16 protein-coding genes are annotated in these 15,641 nt (G+C 68.8%); 8 read left to right on the top strand and 8 right to left on the bottom strand.

Annotated elements, in window-relative coordinates; genetic code table 11:
• The first annotated feature begins 357 nt into the window (after nucleotides 1-357).
• Genes gatC through gatB form a run of 3 tightly spaced genes read left to right on the top strand, consistent with a single transcriptional unit; the run spans nucleotide 358 to nucleotide 3,609 of the window.
• The gene (gene gatC, locus AACH06_RS08925) at nucleotides 358-657 is read left to right on the top strand and encodes an Asp-tRNA(Asn)/Glu-tRNA(Gln) amidotransferase subunit GatC (RefSeq protein ID WP_341425302.1); all 300 of its coding nucleotides are present in this window, start codon (nucleotides 358-360) and stop codon (nucleotides 655-657) included.
• Complete coding sequence (gene gatA / locus AACH06_RS08920; protein WP_341425301.1) at nucleotides 654-2,138, top strand: Asp-tRNA(Asn)/Glu-tRNA(Gln) amidotransferase subunit GatA; 1,485 nt, start codon at nucleotides 654-656, stop codon at nucleotides 2,136-2,138. Before gatC ends, gatA begins: the two co-directional genes overlap by 4 nt.
• A 4-nt stretch (nucleotides 2,139-2,142) precedes the next feature.
• Entirely contained in the window at nucleotides 2,143-3,609 is a 1,467-nt protein-coding gene (gatB, locus tag AACH06_RS08915; protein ID WP_341425300.1) for an Asp-tRNA(Asn)/Glu-tRNA(Gln) amidotransferase subunit GatB, read from the top strand.
• Between the two features lie 50 nt (nucleotides 3,610-3,659).
• On the opposite strand, the gene AACH06_RS08910 is transcribed toward gatB, so the two are convergent.
• From AACH06_RS08910 to pyrE, 5 genes are all read right to left on the bottom strand, one after another.
• Nucleotides 3,660-4,016 (bottom strand): EF-hand domain-containing protein, encoded by a 357-nt coding sequence (locus AACH06_RS08910; protein WP_341425299.1) that lies wholly within the window; start codon nucleotides 4,014-4,016, stop codon nucleotides 3,660-3,662.
• Nucleotides 4,013-5,662, bottom strand: a complete 1,650-nt coding sequence (locus AACH06_RS08905) for a S10 family peptidase (RefSeq protein ID WP_341425298.1) — start codon at nucleotides 5,660-5,662, stop codon at nucleotides 4,013-4,015. The genes AACH06_RS08910 and AACH06_RS08905 overlap by 4 nt, the downstream gene beginning before the upstream one ends.
• Before the next feature lie 88 nt (nucleotides 5,663-5,750).
• On the bottom strand, nucleotides 5,751-6,134 hold the full coding sequence (locus tag AACH06_RS08900; RefSeq protein WP_341425297.1) for a hypothetical protein: 384 nt from the start codon (nucleotides 6,132-6,134) through the stop codon (nucleotides 5,751-5,753).
• Between the two features lie 48 nt (nucleotides 6,135-6,182).
• Nucleotides 6,183-6,893: a DUF4124 domain-containing protein gene (locus tag AACH06_RS08895; protein ID WP_341425296.1), complete on the bottom strand. Its 711-nt coding sequence runs from the start codon at nucleotides 6,891-6,893 to the stop codon at nucleotides 6,183-6,185.
• Between the two features lie 8 nt (nucleotides 6,894-6,901).
• Nucleotides 6,902-7,567 carry an orotate phosphoribosyltransferase gene (gene pyrE / locus AACH06_RS08890; RefSeq protein ID WP_341425295.1) on the bottom strand — a complete coding sequence of 222 codons (666 nt, stop codon included), beginning with the start codon at nucleotides 7,565-7,567 and terminating at the stop codon, nucleotides 6,902-6,904.
• A 24-nt stretch (nucleotides 7,568-7,591) separates the two neighbouring features.
• On the opposite strand from pyrE, the gene AACH06_RS08885 reads away from it, so the two are divergent.
• Both AACH06_RS08885 and AACH06_RS08880 read left to right on the top strand, forming a co-directional pair.
• Nucleotides 7,592-8,380, top strand: a complete 789-nt coding sequence (locus AACH06_RS08885) for an exodeoxyribonuclease III (RefSeq protein WP_341425294.1) — start codon at nucleotides 7,592-7,594, stop codon at nucleotides 8,378-8,380.
• A 271-nt stretch (nucleotides 8,381-8,651) separates the two neighbouring features.
• On the top strand, nucleotides 8,652-9,344 hold the full coding sequence (locus AACH06_RS08880; protein WP_341425293.1) for a hypothetical protein: 693 nt from the start codon (nucleotides 8,652-8,654) through the stop codon (nucleotides 9,342-9,344).
• Between the two features lie 40 nt (nucleotides 9,345-9,384).
• Here the strand turns inward: AACH06_RS08880 and AACH06_RS08875 are convergent, their stop codons facing one another.
• Nucleotides 9,385-10,281 carry a DMT family transporter gene (locus tag AACH06_RS08875; RefSeq protein ID WP_341425292.1) on the bottom strand — a complete coding sequence of 299 codons (897 nt, stop codon included), beginning with the start codon at nucleotides 10,279-10,281 and terminating at the stop codon, nucleotides 9,385-9,387.
• Between the two features lie 119 nt (nucleotides 10,282-10,400).
• On the opposite strand from AACH06_RS08875, the gene AACH06_RS08870 reads away from it, so the two are divergent.
• From AACH06_RS08870 to AACH06_RS08860, 3 genes are all read left to right on the top strand, one after another.
• Entirely contained in the window at nucleotides 10,401-11,039 is a 639-nt protein-coding gene (locus tag AACH06_RS08870) for an MBL fold metallo-hydrolase (protein WP_341425536.1), read from the top strand.
• A gap of 211 nt (nucleotides 11,040-11,250) precedes the next feature.
• The gene (locus AACH06_RS08865; RefSeq protein ID WP_341425291.1) at nucleotides 11,251-12,090 is read left to right on the top strand and encodes a helix-turn-helix transcriptional regulator; all 840 of its coding nucleotides are present in this window, start codon (nucleotides 11,251-11,253) and stop codon (nucleotides 12,088-12,090) included.
• A gap of 96 nt (nucleotides 12,091-12,186) precedes the next feature.
• Nucleotides 12,187-12,855 carry a Crp/Fnr family transcriptional regulator gene (locus tag AACH06_RS08860; RefSeq protein WP_341425290.1) on the top strand — a complete coding sequence of 223 codons (669 nt, stop codon included), beginning with the start codon at nucleotides 12,187-12,189 and terminating at the stop codon, nucleotides 12,853-12,855.
• A 34-nt stretch (nucleotides 12,856-12,889) separates the two neighbouring features.
• Here AACH06_RS08860 and AACH06_RS08855 read toward each other — a convergent pair whose 3' ends face one another.
• Nucleotides 12,890-13,840: a M48 family metallopeptidase gene (locus AACH06_RS08855; RefSeq protein ID WP_423221998.1), complete on the bottom strand. Its 951-nt coding sequence runs from the start codon at nucleotides 13,838-13,840 to the stop codon at nucleotides 12,890-12,892.
• Nucleotides 13,841-13,930: 90 nt separating this feature from the next.
• Nucleotides 13,931-15,508, bottom strand: a complete 1,578-nt coding sequence (locus AACH06_RS08850; protein ID WP_341425289.1) for an AmpG family muropeptide MFS transporter — start codon at nucleotides 15,506-15,508, stop codon at nucleotides 13,931-13,933.
• Between the last annotated feature and the right edge of the window lie 133 nt (nucleotides 15,509-15,641).

The raw sequence follows: 15,641 nt of genomic DNA, 5'->3' as shown, positions 1-15,641 counted from the left end.
CTCGGGCTGCATGGGGATGGGGCGCGGCGGGAAAGCGCGGAGGGAGGGTGCGTTGCGGTGGATGGGCGGCAGGTTAAGGCCGGGACACCGCCAACTGAGGATTCCAAACGTGACCCACGACACCGCGTGTTTCGCGCCGCCTTTCCGGTGCCAGCATCGGCCTTCCGAAAGGGCCGCAACAGAGTGAACCGCGGCTTGTGGATTAACCGGAGATAATACCTTAAGCCCCCTGGGCCACCGAGGTGGCGGCACCCTATTTTTCAAGGTCGGCCGGCCCGTCGAACCCCGTTGTCCGGCCCGGTTTCAGGCGGATTTCGAAGCCTTCGCGCACTGCGCGCTTCAACCCAAGTTCATTCCATGCCACTCACCCAAAAGGACGTGAGCCGCATCGCCAATCTGGCGCGGCTGGAGCTCTCGACCAACGAGGCCGATGCGATGCTGGGCCAGCTGAACGGCTTTTTCCGCATCGTCGAGCAGATGAGCGCGGTCGACACCGCGGGCGTTGAGCCCTTGTACACCCCGCTGTCGGCGGTGCAGGCGGTCGAGCTGCGCATGCGCGACGACCGTGTCACCGAGGCCAATGACCGTGAGGCCAACCAGGCCAGCGCGCCCGCGCTGGAGAACGGCCTGTTCCTCGTCCCGAAGGTGATCGAATGAGCGCCCCCCTGCATGACCTGGGCGTGGCGTCACTGAGCCGCGCGCTCGCCTCGAAAGAGGTTTCGAGTGCCGAACTGGTCGAGCACCTGCTCGGCCGAGTGAACGACCAGCGCTCGCTCGGCGCCTTCCTGCACGTGGACGCCGAAGGCGCCCGCGCGGCCGCCCGGGCGGCCGATGCTGCCCGCGCCGCCGGCCAAGCGGGCCCATTGACGGGCGTGCCGATCGCCCACAAGGACATCTTCGTCACCAAGGGCCAGCCGTCGACGGCCGGCTCGAAGATGCTCGAAGGCTATGCGAGCCCCTTCGACGCCACCGTGGTGGCCCGCCTGAACCAGGCCGGCACGGTGAGCCTGGGCAAGCTCAACTGCGATGAATTCGCGATGGGCTCGGCCAACGAGAACTCGGCCTATGGCCCAGTGAAGAACCCGTGGGACGTGACGCGCGTGCCGGGCGGCTCGTCCGGCGGCTCGGCCGCAGCCGTGGCCGCGCGCCTCGTGCCTGCCGCCACCGGCACCGACACCGGGGGCTCGATCCGCCAGCCGGCCAGCTTCACCGGCATCACCGGCATCAAGCCCACCTACGGCGTGTGCTCGCGCTACGGGATGATCGCCTTCGCCTCCAGCCTGGACCAGGCCGGGCCGATGGCCCGGTCGGCCGAAGATTGCGCGCTGCTGCTCTCAGCGATGAGCGGTTTCGACGAGCGTGACGCCACCAGCGTGCAGCGTCCGCCACAGGATTTCCATGCCGAGATGCTGAAGCCCCGCGCTGGAGCCACGGCGGCCAAGCCGCTGCAAGGCCTGCGCATCGGCCTGCCCAAGGAGTTCTTCCCGGCGGCATTGGCGGCGGACGTCAACGGCGCCTTGCGAGCGGCACTGGCCGAGTTCGAAAAGCTGGGGGCGACGCTGGTCGACGTGAGCCTGCCGCGCACCGAGCTGTCGATCCCGGTGTACTACATCATCGCGCCGGCCGAGGCGAGCTCGAACCTGAGCCGATTCGACGGCGTGCGCTACGGACACCGAGCGAAGCAGCACGGCGATCTGCTGGACATGTACAAAAAGACGCGCTCCGAAGCCTTCGGTGCCGAAGTCAAGCGTCGCATCATGATCGGCACCTACGTGCTGAGCCATGGCTACTACGACGCCTACTACCTGCAGGCCCAGAAGCTGCGCCGCATGATCGCCGACGACTTCCAGGCCTGCTTCCAGGCCTGCGACGTGATCGCCGGCCCGGTGGCGCCGACGGTCGCGTGGAAGCTGGGCGAGCAAGGCGACGACCCGGTCAAGGCCTACCTGGCGGACATCTTCACCCTGCCCGGCAGCCTCGCCGGCCTGCCGGGGATGAGCATCCCCGCCGGGTTCGGCGAGGCCCACATGCCGGTGGGCCTGCAGCTGCTGGGCAACTACTTCGCCGAAGGCCAGCTGCTGCAGGCCGCCCATGCCTTCCAGCAAGCCACCGATTTCCACCTCCGCCAACCCGCCTGACGACATGACTGCCCCTGCCCTCATCCGTGGCTACGAGGTCGTGATCGGCCTCGAGACGCACGCGCAACTCTCCACCGCGTCGAAGATCTTCTCCGGCGCCTCGACCCGTTTCGGCGCCGAGCCGAACACCCAGGCCTGCCCCGTTGACCTCGCGCTGCCCGGCACGCTGCCGGTGATCAACCGCGGCGCGGTCGAGCGGGCGATCCGATTCGGCCTGGCGGTGGGCGCCAAGGTGGCGCCACTGTCCATCTTCGCCCGCAAGAACTACTTCTACCCCGATCTGCCCAAGGGCTACCAGATCAGCCAGTACGAGATCCCGGTAGTGCAAGGCGGCATGGTCCACTTCTTCGTCGGCGATCAGGCGAAGACCGTGCACCTGACCCGAGCCCACCTCGAGGAAGACGCCGGCAAGTCGATGCACGAGGGGCTGGAGACGCCGGGGTGTTCGGGCATCGACCTGAACCGTGCCGGCACGCCGCTGCTGGAGATCGTCACCGAGCCCGACATGCGCTCTGCCGCCGAGGCCGTGGCCTACGCCAAGACGCTGCATGGCCTGGTCGTCTGGCTGGGCATTTGCGACGGCAACATGCAGGAAGGCTCGTTCCGCTGCGACGCCAACGTGTCGGTGCGCAAGCCCGGCGCGCCCTACGGCACCCGCCGCGAGATCAAGAACCTGAACAGCTTCCGCTTCCTGCAGATGGCGATCGAGGCGGAGGTGCATTGGCAGATCGAGCAGCTGGAAGACGGCGGCAAGATCCAGCAGGCCACCGTGCTGTTCGATCCGAACGCCAATGGCGGTCGCGGCGCGACGCGGATGATGCGCACCAAGGAAGACGCGCACGACTACCGCTACTTCCCCGACCCAGACCTGCCGCCGCTGGTGATTTCGCCGGCCTGGGTGGACTCGGTGCGTGCCGCGATGCCCGAACTGCCAGGGGCGATGGCCGAGCGCTTCGTCACCGCCGATGGGTTGCCCGAGTACGACGCGACGATGGTGACCCAGAGCCTCGCGTTCGCCCGTTACTACGAGGCTGCACGTGACGCCAGCCAGGCTCCGAAGCTGGTCGCGAACTGGCTGATGGGCGAGGTCAGCAAGCGGTTGAACGCCGAGGACCGGGACATTGCGGACGCGCCCGTGGCGCCGGCCACCCTGGCCGCCCTGATCGGCCGCGTGCAGGACGGCACGGTCTCCAACAACGCGGCCAAGCAGGTCTTCGACGCGCTGTGGACAGGCGAAGGCCGGGACGTCGACGCGATCATCGAGGCCAAGGGCCTGAAGCAGATGAACGACACGGGGGCGCTCGAAAAGATCGTCGACGAGGTGATCGCCGCCAATGCCAAGTCGGTCGAGGAATACAAGTCCGGCAAGGACAAGGCCTTCAATGCGCTGGTCGGCCAGGTGATGAAGGCCAGCAAGGGCAAGGCCAACCCGGCGCAGGCTGGCGAGTTGCTGAAGGCCAGGCTGGCCTGAGTGGCCGTTTCTCGAAGCGGCCCCGCTCCTGCGCAGTGCGGGGCCCGCTCTCAGCGGCTGCGTTGCCGCTCGGCGAGGTATTCGCGCACCTGAGCCCAGCTGATGCTGCCGTGGCCGGTGGCGTCGATGGTGTCGAAATGGCGTGCGATGAAGCCCAGGCCGGCGGCTTCAGCCTGCGACCGGGTGATGTGGCCCTGGCCCGAGGTGTCGGCCGCGTCGAAGCGGCTGCGCAGCTTGGCCTCGACGAGCGCCTTCAGGGTATCGCCTTCGCTCGGCGGCGCCGGCCGGGTGTGACGCACGGCCTCGGGTACCGCCGGGTCGCGCAACACCGGCCCGGCAGCGCTCACCCCGCAGGCCGCTGTGGCCAGCGCGATGGCCCACATCCAACGGGCTTTCAAGCGGATCATCGCGAGTCCCCCGGCGAGTCGGCCGCGCGTTGGGCGGCCAGCGCATCGCGGTAGAACGCCGCCAGGTCGGCTTTCTGAGCCAGCCGCGAGGTGTCGTCCAGGTAGGTCATGTGGCCGCCGGCGTAGGTGCGCACCGTGAAGCGCGGCGCCATGGCGGGCAGCCGTTGCAGGTCGCGCTCCGTTTGGTAGAAGGGCGTCGCCAGATCGTCCACGCCGGACACCGACAAGACCTTCAGTGTCGGGTTCAGCGTCATCGCTGCGGCGAGGTCGGGGATGGCGTCGGGCAGCACATTGCCGTCGTGCGAGAAATCCCAGTAGGTGATCGCATCGCTGAACGTCTGGTAGCGCGTCCGCGTGCCGTAGCCCAGCACCTGGGGCAGGTACGCTCGCATCGCGGCGGCGAATTCGTCGCTGATCACTGTGGACGACGGGTCACCCTCGGCCGCCAGCGGGCTGCCCAGCGGGGCGGCCATGCGCGCGTCGTAGCGGCCCGTCACCTGCCCGGGCAGCAGTTGCCATTGAAAGCGATCGGGGCCGAGGCTGAATTCTGCGTTCCACAGGCTCAGGCTGGCGCCGGTGCGGTCGACCAGGGCGGTCAACAAGGCGTCATCCGGGCTGCCGGTGCCGTTGAGGTGGGCCTCCACCGCGGGCTGGTAGCTCAGCTCGGCGAAGCTGCGCATGTCCAAGAGGAAGCTGTCCAGGTCCGTGGGCACCGGGTGGGTCTTCTTGAACCACGCGCCGACGGCCGAGTACGTGGGCAGGTAGCCGGTGCAGTCGGCTGTGTCCGGCGCGAACAACGCACAGTTGCTGTTGTAGTCGAGGATCGACGATTGCAGGATCACGCCGGCCAGCGGAACTCCAGCGGATTCCAACCGCTCTGCCAGCACGGCGCTGCGCAGCGTGCCGTAGCTCTCGCCGAAAAGGAACAGCGGTGACGCGGCGCGGCTGTTCAGCGCAAGCCAGCGGCGGATGGTGTCGCGAAACAGGTCCGCGTCCGCGTCGACACCCCAGAAGCTGCGGTTGACGTTGGGGCTGATGGCTTGGGAGAGGCCGGTGCCCACCGCATCGATGAACACCAGGTCCGATTCATCCAGCAGCGATTCGGCGTTATCCACCAGCGGGAAAGGCTTGGTGGGAGAGGTGCTGGGGGCGCCGGTGACCAAACGCTTGGGCCCGAACGATCCCAGGTGCAACCAAACGGTCGCCGAGCCCGGGCCGCCGTTGTAGAAGAAGGTGACCGGCCGGGTGGCCGGATCGGCACCGTCTTTCGTGTAGGCGACATAGAACATGCTCGCCAACGCCGAATCGCCGACCAGCGCACGGGCGGTGAGGTGGCCCGCGGTGGCCGTGTAGGCGATCGTGCCGCCGGGCAATGCCAACTGATGGTGGGTGACGGCCGCCGCCTCGGCCGCACTGGCGAGCGCCGCGCCGGGCTCGATGCTGTAGGCCACGGGGTCGTCGTAGGCCAGTGTCGCCCCGTCGTCAGGCGACGTGTCGCCCCCTCCGCCACCGCCACACGCGGCCAGCGACAGCGCCACCGCGCCGGCCGCCAGGCCGCCAAGCCATGAGCGCCGCCAACCGGTGGCGCCGATGCTGGCGCCAGCGCGGCTGGCGAACAGCGTGGTGAGGGGCTGGGGCAAACGCATGGGGCTCAGAGGCGAAGCGGCGGCCAAGGTTCCCTCACGCTGTCAGGCCACGCGGGGCGCTTGGCGTGCGCGCTGCCGAGCGGGCCCGTCAGCGTGGCGCCGGCGCTGCAGAGGCCGGCGGGGCGGGCGGTGCAATGCCCAGCGATTCCGGCCGCAGCGCCTGGCTGACCAGCTTGCAAGACAGTTTCGGCTCGCCCTTGCGCTCCAGCACCGCGTTGCGCTGCACCATGGTGACGGTCACGCCCTCTTTGCCGGAGGCGTAACGCGCCTCGCGCGAATCTCGCACTCGCTGCAGCGTCCATGTCTGCCCATCATGGCGAATCTGGGCGACACGGGGCGAAAAGTCGCCCTTCATGACCGAGCCGTCGTCACATTGGTAGTCGACCTGGCCGGCCCAGGCGGCGGCGGTCAAGAAGCTGCCGATCAGCAGCAAGGCCCGCGCGGCGGGGCGAACAAGTGTCAAGTGGCTCATGCGGGCTGTCTGAATTCGGTAGTGGAAGACAGGGAACGTGCGGCAGCCTCAGGGCGCCGACGAAGAAGCGCGTGTCGGCGGGCCGGAGGCTGGCGTGGGCAGTGGGCCCAGCCGGCCTGGCACGGCGCCGGCCCACAGGGCGCGCAGTCGGGCCAGCTCGGCGTCGTACTGCTGGTCCAGCCGCTCGCGCTCGGCTTGCTGGTCGCGCAAGATGGTGTTCTGCGCCTCGATCGCCCCCTCGTTGGCGGCGATGCGCGCCCGCAGGGCCTGGGGCAGCGGCTTCTTGCCGTTGGATTCGCGTTCGCTGGCCAGGTTCTGGCTCTCGGCTTCCAGTTCGGCCAGCCGGCGTTGCGCGGTTTCAATCTGCCGGGTCACCGGCTCTTGGGCCCGGGTACGGGCCAGATCGTGTGCCACGAGGTTCGGGTAGCGCGCCAGCAGTGCCCGATCGCGACGGGCCTCGGCTTCGCGGCCGAGGCGCTCTTGTTCGGCAGTGCGCCGGGCCGCGTCTTGGCGCGACTTCTCTTCCGGGCTTTGCGCGGGCGGCAGCACCCCTTTGGCGCTGCCGTCACGGTTGAGCATGCGCTGCTCTTGTTCCAGGCACTCCGGGATCGGCCGATCAGAGCTCAGACGGTGGCCCTGCGCGTCAACGCAGGTGTAGATCGTGCGCTGCGGTGACGTGTTGGGCTTCGACGGATTGTTCGGGGCAGCACACGCGGTGCCGACCCACAGCACCAGGCAAACGGCTCCGATGCTGCGCATGGCGTGGCTCACACCCCGTAGCGCTGGCGGTAAACCTCGACCCGCGCCATGTTCGCTTGGAGGGCGGGATCGTCGGTGTCGGCGAGGAATTGCATCAGATCAGCCAGGGTGGCGATGGACAGCACACGGAGCCCCAGTTCCTGCTCAACGTATTGCACGCCGGAGCGGTTGTCAGCGCTGGTATCGCTGGCGCGCTCCTGGCGGTCCATCGTGATGGCCACGCCGACCGGTGTGGCGCCCGCGGCGCGGATCAACTCGGCCGCCTCGCGCTTGGAGGCGCCGTCGGTGATGACGTCGTCGATGATCAGCACCCGGCCCTTGACCGGTGCGCCCACCAGCAGGCCGCCTTCGCCGTGGTCTTTGGCTTCCTTGCGGTTGTAGGCGTATGGCACGCTCTTGCCTTCTCGCGCCAGGCCGATGGCCACCGCGGCGGCCAGCGTGATGCCCTTGTAGGCCGGGCCGAAAAGCATGTCGAATTCCAGGCCCGAGGCGATCAGGCGCCGTGCATAGAATTCGCCCAACCGCGCCAGCTTGGCACCGTCGTCGAACAGACCGGTGTTGAAGAAGTAAGGCGACTGTCGACCAGCCTTGGTCTTGAAGTCGCCAAAGCGCAGCACCCCGGCTTCCACCGAGAACTTCACGAATGCCTGCGCCAGCGGGTCAGTGGAGGCCATCTTCGACATCAAGGACTTTCACCCATGGGTTTTCGCCTGGTCACGCTCAACCTGAACGGCATTCGCTCGGCGGCCAACAAGGGCTTCGTCGAATGGGCTGACCAGACTGCGGCCGATTGTATGGGGGTGCAGGAGGTCAAGGCCCAGGCGGCCGACGTGGCCGGGCGCTTCGAACAGGTGGCGGGCATGAACGGGCACTTCCACTATGCACAGAAGAAGGGCTACTCCGGTGTCGGCTTGTATACGCGCCACACGCCGAGCGACGTCATCACCGGGCTGGGCGAGCGCGAGTTCGACGACGAGGGGCGTTATGTCGAGGTCCGTTTCGACAAACCGGGCCGCAAGCTCAGCATCATCAGCTGTTACTTCCCGAGTGGTTCATCCGGCGAAGAGCGTCAGGCGGCAAAGTACCGCTTCCTGGACATCATCTACCCCCACCTGCTGGCGCTGAAAGCACAGCGTGAGTTCATCCTTGTGGGCGACGTCAACATCGCCCACAAGGAGATCGACCTCAAGAACTGGAAGGGCAACCTGAAGAACTCGGGCTTCCTTCCGGAAGAGCGCGCCTGGATGACGCGCCTGCTGGAAGAGGCCGGCTTGGTCGACGTGTTCCGGCGCCTGAACGACAAGGCCGAGCAATACACCTGGTGGAGCAACCGCGGCCAGGCCTGGGCCAAGAATGTGGGCTGGCGCCTGGACTACCACCTCGCCACCCCGGCGATCGCCGCTCTCGCTCGGCGCGAACACATCTACCTGGAAAAGCGCTTCTCAGACCACGCGCCGTTGGTGGTCGACTACGACTTCGCGATCTGACGTGAGTCACGGTCCTGGGGCCTTCGCTGCTCCAAGCCATTGGGCCCACTTCGCGCCCGCTCGGGCACCGCGGGCGCGCTACATCGAGCGTCGACACCTCGTCAACCAATCCCCCTAGATTGAAGGGTTGTCGGCCGCCCGTCATCGATGAGGCCGTAGAGTCGCGCGCTTTCGTGCCCGGGCCGGCTTGTCGCTGGTCGAGCACGCATGGCCGGCAGCGTGGCAGTTCAACGCAGACCGCGCAGGTTCTTCAATTCCAGGGGAGATTCCGATGCAGTGGTGGGGCTGCCGCATTCGTGCGGCCGCAGGGCGTGGTGCGCGCCTGGCTTGTGTGGGGTGGTGGGGGATGCTGGCCTTCGTGGGCGCCGCCCATGCTGCCGATTCGTACGCCACCGTCGGTGCGCCGGGCATCGTGCTGGGGGTATCGCAGGCGCTCAGCGAGCGGCTGGGGGTGCGGGCGGACTACGCCACCAGCGGCCGCCATCGCGTCGACGGTGTGCAAGAAGGCATCGACTACCGCGGCTATGTCCAGTTCAGCCGGGTGGGTCTGTTCGCCGATTGGTTCGTCGTCGGCAACGGCTTCCGCGTGACCGGTGGGGCGACCTTCAACGATGGCCGCATGGAGCTCACGGCCTTTGGCGATGGCACGCCGATCCGCGTCGGGCACACGCTCTACCCCACCACGGAGGACGACCGCTTCCTGGCCCACGTGAAGTTCCCCGAGGTCACGCCCTACCTTGGGGTTGGTTGGGGCCACCACGTCGAGCAGGTCAGGGGCTTGTCATTCCTGCTGGACCTGGGCGCGTCGATCGGCCAGGCCACCGTGGAGACGCGCACCGAAGGGCCGCTGCTCGGTTTGGCCCGGCAAGAAGACGTCGACCGGGAAACCCGAGAGTTGCGAGAGGGCACCGCCCGCGTCAGGGCGATGCCGCAGGCCACGATCGGCCTGGCCTACCAGTTCTGAGCCGCCGGGCGCGCGCTGCTCGCGCGCGTCCCGCGCGGGCTCAATGCCCGGCTTCGCGCTGGCGCCACAGCATCGGCAACTGTGCCAGCAGGATGCAGCCGAGGATCAGCGCACACCCCGCCCAACCGGCGGCGGTGAGGCGGTCGCCGGCCAGCAGCGCGCCGAAGATCGCCGCGAACACGGTTTCGCTGGACAGCACCAGCGCGGCATCCGCCGGCTGGGTGTGGCGTTGCGCCACCACCTGCGCCGTGTAGCCCACCCCCACCGAGATCAAGCCCGTGTAGGCGATGGCGCCGGCCGCGGCCCGCACGGCTTCCCAGCTCATGCTCTCCAGCGCGGCGGCGGCGATGAGGCTCAAGACACTGCAGACGATGAACTGAACGCAGGCCACGGTGTAAGGCGCGCCCAGACGGCCCGCGGCCCAGCCCACCAGCACCACATGCAGTGCCCAGGGCAGGCTGCTGGCGATGACCCACCAATCACCTGCCACCATGTGCACCGCCTGGCCACCCGTCAGCAGCCAGGTGCCTGCGACGCAGCCCACCGCGGCGGGCCACGCGATCCAATGCGGGCGGCGGCCGAAAAGCAGCCAACCCAGCACGGGCACCAGCGGCACATACAGCGCCGTGAGAAAGCTGGCGTTGGTCACCGACGTCGTCACCAGTCCGATCTGCTGCAGCGCCGCACCGAGAAAGATCAGCGAGCCCAGCCCGAACAGCAACAGCCAGCGCGGCGGCCCGCCCGCAGGCACGACTGGCGCGGGTCGCCGCCGTTCGCGCCACGCCAGGGGCGCGACGACCAGCGCGCCGAGCGCAAAGCGCAGCCCGGTGAAGCCCATCGGCTGCAAGGTCTCCATACCCCAGGCCTGCGGCACGAAGGCCAGGCCCCAGATCGCGGCCACGGCCAGGAGCAGCCCGTCGGCTTGCCAGCGTTTCATGTGGGTCTCGTGTCGTTGTTGTTCGAAGGCGAAACCGTCGAGCATAGCCGTGCGCGTCAGCCATCGGGGGGATGCGGGCCCGCGCCATGCCCCGAGGCCTGCCCGACAATCGCGTCGACATGCTGCGCTACCACACCATCCCCGTCACGCCGTTCCAGCAGAACTGTTCGCTCGTCTGGTGCGACCAGACCCAGGAGGCGGCTCTGATCGACCCGGGTGGCGAGGTCGAACGATTGAAGGCCGAGGTCGCCCAGCGCGGCCTGCGGCTGGTGGCGCTGTGGCTGACGCACGCGCACATCGACCACGCCGGCGGCACCGGCACGCTGGCGCGCGAGCTGGGCCTGCCGATCGTCGGGCCTCACCCGGGCGACCAGTTCTGGATCGACGGCCTGCCGCAGCAAAGCCGGATGTTCGGCTTTCCGCCGGCCGAGGCGTTCACCCCGACGCGGTGGCTGGACGACGGCGATACGGTGCAGCTGGGCCAGAGCCAGTTGACGGTGCGGCACTGCCCCGGCCACACGCCGGGCCATGTCGTCTTCCACAGCGCCGAGGCGAAGCGCTGCTTCGTCGGCGACGTGTTGTTCGCCGGCTCCATCGGCCGAACCGATTTCCCCGGCGGTGACCACGCCACCTTGATCGCCAGCATCACCGACCGGTTGTGGCCCATGGGCGACGACACCGTCTTCATCCCCGGCCACGGCCCTGAAAGCAGCTTCGGACATGAGCGGCGCAGCAACCCGTTTGTGGGCGGCACTTGAGCCGAGATCAGGTTCGGCGCCTCGCGCAGCCCTGCGGATGTGGGGGGCGGCCCACCTAGAAGCCCGGTGAATTTGTCACAAGGCGTGACCGTCAAAATGGCAACGCAGCGGCAAGCCTCGTGCCTAAGCTGCAGACCTCTTCCGGAACCACGTGTCGACCTGCACTCTGCGGGCCCCAGGCGCGAACTCCGGCAGGCCAAGGAGGTCGATCATGGAACTTTGTTTGTCACCGGCCCTGTCATCAGCCCGCGCCGCTGCGCCGCGCTTGGGGCCCTCGCGAGACGAGGCGGGCAGCCGCCCAACACCGGGCACGGCCGGGTTCTGGAGCACCGGACTGCCGGCCCTGACGCAGGCCTTGGGCTACCAAGGCCCCGAGCGCCGCGGCGGTGCCGCCCTGCTCACCCGGCTACTGACGCTGATGCTCGACGAGATCGACTACGGCCTGCTGCTCTTGGCCGATGGCGGACGCGTGCTACATGCGAATCACGCGGCCCGCAGCAGCCTGGCCGCACCTGACCACCCCTTGCTGCTGCAAGGCCACGAGTTGCGGGCGCGGTTGCAGAAAGACGCGACGGCGTTGCACCAGGCCTTGCACGCCGCGGCCAGCCGAGGCCTGCGCAAGCTGCTGACCGTGGGCGAGGGCGGTGAGCGGGCCGGCATCGCGGTGGTGCCCCTGTTGGCCCCGGCGGGCCGTACCGAGGCGTCGCCCACCGTGCCGGCCACGCTCTTGGTCATCGGGCGACGTGAGGTGGCGGGTGGCTTGTCCGTCCAGGGCTTCGCGCGTGAACACCGGCTCTCTCCGAGCGAGGCGCAGGTGCTCAGCGGCCTGTGCGAGGGGCGCAGCCCGAACGACATCGCGGCGCGCCACGGCGTCAAGATCGCCACGGTGCGCACGCAGATCGCCAACATCCGCGCCAAGACCGGGGCGGAGAGCATCCGCGACCTCGTTCAGCAAGTGGCGGTGCTGCCGCCGATGGTGGGGGCCCTGCGCCGACAGGCCGATCTGCCGGCGCTGGCATCAGGCTTCGGTGCCAGCCTGATGACCGTCTGACGGTGCGCTGGCCGGCGTGGCGCGCCGGCCACGCCCCGCGAGCACGGCGCGAAGAAGGTGCGCTGATGAGGGGCGAGCGCTTGCTAGCATCGCCTCATGGCGCTGCCCGCTCCGAACCGCGCGACCGACGATCTGCTCGCGGAACTGGCCGACAAGGCGCCGGGCGTGGCGGCGCTGGCGCGGCGCGGCGAGGTGCGGCGTTACCGCAAGGGCATGCTGCTCATCCAGGAAGGCGACCAGGGCGACACGCTCTACATCGTGCTCCAGGGCCGCCTGCGGGCGTTCTCGGTGGGCGAGAACGGCCGCGAGATCACCTATGGCACCTACGGCGCCGGCGAGTTCATCGGCGAGATGAGCCTGGACGGTGGCCCCCGCTCAGCCAGCGTCGAGACGCTCGAAGCCACGGTGTGCGCGGTCGTCACCCGCACCACCCTCGAGCAGCATCTGCTGGCCGAGCCGGCCTTCGCCTTCGAGCTGTTGTCCAAGGTGATCCGGCGGGCTCGGGCCGCCACCCTGTCGGCCAAGCAACTGGCCCTCAACGACGTGTATGGCCGCCTGAAACTGCTGCTGGAGGGCAGCGCCATGCCGCAGCCCGATGGCAGCTTCTGGATCGCCGAGCGACTGACCCACCAGCAAATGGCCCACTACCTGGGCAGCTCCCGCGAGATGGTCAGCCGCTTGATGAAAGACTTGCAGGACGGCGGCCACGTCGCCGCCGAGGGCAAGGGCCTGCGGTTGAAGGCGCGGCTGCCGATGCGCTGGTGAGCCGGCGCCCGCCGCGCGCAGCCGCTCGCGGGCCTCAGGGGTTGGCGGTACCGGCGGGCTTGGGCGGGGGGCCGTACACCTTTGGCGGCCGCGGCGCGTCGGCATACAGCGCCTGCACCTTCGGCAGCGCGGATTCGATGTCGCGCACCCGCGTCGGCCCGGCGGGGTGGGTGGAGATGAATTCCGGCGGTGCGCCCTGCGCGGCGCGCATCATCTTCTCCCACAGGGTCACGCCTGCGCGAGGGTCGTAGCCGGCGCGGGCGGCGAGCTCCAGGCCGACGAGGTCGGCTTCGGACTCATCCTCTCGCGAGAAGCGCAGCGTCAGCAACTGGGCGCCGATATTCAGCGCAGCGTCGCCCAGGTCGCCCAGGCCAAACAGTGAGCTCAGCAGGCCGGCGCCCAAGCGCGTGGCCGCCGTCTTGCCCATGCGTTCACGGGCGTGTTCACGCAGGGCGTGGGCCATTTCGTGGCCCATGATCATCGCCACCTCGTCATCGCTCAGTTGCAGCCGTGCCAGCAGGCCGTCGTAGAACGCGATCTTGCCGCCCGGCATGCAGAAGGCGTTGAGGTCCTTCTTGCGGATCAGGATCACCTCCCAGCGCCATTGCTTGGCCCGGGCGTTCCACGCGGCGGCGAACGGAATGATGCGTTGCGCGATGGCGCGCAGGCGCTGCAGCTGCGGATCGGTTTCAGGTGCCAGGGCGCCCTGCCCGCCGGCTTCCCGCTTGAGCTGGCCGTACTGCTGCGTCGCGGCCTGCTCGACCTGGTCGGCCGACACCAGGTTGGTGAAGCGCGATTGGCGGCCGACATCGCCTCGCACCCCGTCTTGCGCCACGCTCGGCCATGGCGCCACCGCACCGGCCGTGCCCGCCAGTAGCCAGCCTGCCGCGCGGCGCCGCTGGTGCATCCAGCAGCCGCAAGCCCCCGCGTGCTGTGCGAGGGGGGGCAGTTCAATCGGCGGCTCGCGGGTCGGGTCAAACAGCATGGCAAAGGCAGGACAAGCGCAGTCTGGCGTCGATTGTGCGGCGGCTGCGTGACAGCGGCGATCGGCGTCTACCCGCTTCCCGTCGAACGCTCAATCGTCGGCGCTGCCGGCGGTCGACGGGTCGACCTCCAGGGCCTGCACCGTTCGGCGCATCCACCACAGCATCACCAACGCAGGCATCGCGAACAGCGTCGAGACGATGAAGAAGGTGGGCCAACCGATCGATCCGGCCAACACGCCGGCGGGTGGGCCGACCCAGACTCGCCCCAGCGAGGCGAAGGCGGAGAGCAGCGCGTATTGCGTGGCGGAGAAGCGCTGGCTCGTGAGGCTCATCAAGAACGCGACGAACGCGGCCGTGCCCATGCCGCCGGTGATGTTCTCCAGCGCGATCACCAGCATCAGCCCACCATCCACCGGTGTCGGATGGCTCAAGCGGACGATCACCAGATCCATCGCGGGCAGGGTCACCCCCGGCAGCGCACCCTGGCCGTTCACGGCCAGCCACCAGAAGCCCAGGTTGCTCAGCATCTGCAGCACGCCGAACAGGAACAGCGCCCGCCACAGGCCCAGCTTGAGCATCAGGCCGCCGCCCAGCAGCGCGCCCAGCACCGACAACCAGATGCCCAGCGTCTTGTTCACCACCCCGACCTCGGCCTGGGTGTAGGCCATGCTCTGCAGCAGGAAGGGCGTCATCAACGAGCTGGCGAAGGCATCGCCCAACTTGTAGAGCACGATCAGCAGCAGCAGCGAGCGGGCGTCCGGTTGGGCGAAGTAGCTCGACAGACCCGACAGCAGCGTCTCATAACGGGCCCGTCGTGCGGCCCACGCGGCCAGCGGGATCGTCACGGCCACGCCCAGCAGCAGCAGGCCCAGATCCAGCCAGCCGCGGGCCCCGGCGTTGGCGGCCAGCCAGTTCGCAAGGCCACGATGGGCCAGGTCGAACATGCCGTTCGTCAGCACATAACCCGCCGCCACGGCCAGGCTGACGGCGCCGAAGCCGATCAGGTCGCGGCGCATCGGGGTTTTGGGTGTCGCCGGCATCGGCAGGCGGGGCAAGGCGAAGGCGCTCAGCACCGCCGCCACCGCCATCACGCCGGCCATCCAGCGGTAGACGTCGGGCCATGTCCAGCCATTGCCCTGAAGCGGATCGGTCCAGATCATCGCGATCCCGCCGGAGACGACCATCGCGATCCGGTAGCCCATCGTGTTCAGCGAGGCACCCAGGCCCCGCTCGCGAGGTGGCAGCAGGTCGCTGCGGTAGGCGTCGTAGACGGCGTCCTGCGAGGCGGACAGGAAGGCCACCGCCACCGCCAGCAGCCCGAACATGGCCAGCTCGGCCTTGGGCGACAAGCCGGCCATCACCCACAGCGCCCCGGCCAGCGCGAGCTGGGTGAGGACGAGCCAGCCGCGCCGCCGGCCCAGCAGCGGCAGGTCGAACCGGTCCATCAGCGGCGCCCAGAGGAACTTGAAGGTGTAGGGCAGCCCGACCAGGCTCAGAAAGCCGATGGTCTTCAAGTCCAGCCCATCCAGCGTCAGCCAGGCCTGCATGGTCTGGCCGGTCAAGGCCAGCGGCAGCCCCGACGCAAAGCCCAGCAAAGAGATGACGACCAGGCGGTGCAGCACGCCGAGCGGATGGGCGCGCGCGCCCGGCGGGGGGGACGACAGCATGGGGCGCGATTCTAGGAGCGGCTTTCTTGCCACCTTTGTGCATCCCACGGATGGCGTCGCCGTTGCGTTGGCCTCACAATCGCCCCATCAAATCCAGCGCTGGATGTGAAAGTTCGCACATCCCTGCGACGGA

The sequence above is a fragment of the Ideonella lacteola genome (genome assembly GCF_038066555.1).
Classification (GTDB): domain Bacteria; phylum Pseudomonadota; class Gammaproteobacteria; order Burkholderiales; family Burkholderiaceae_C; genus Ideonella; species Ideonella lacteola.
The sequence above is the reverse complement of the archived record's forward strand: the minus strand, read 5'-3'. Positions and strand labels throughout refer to the sequence as shown.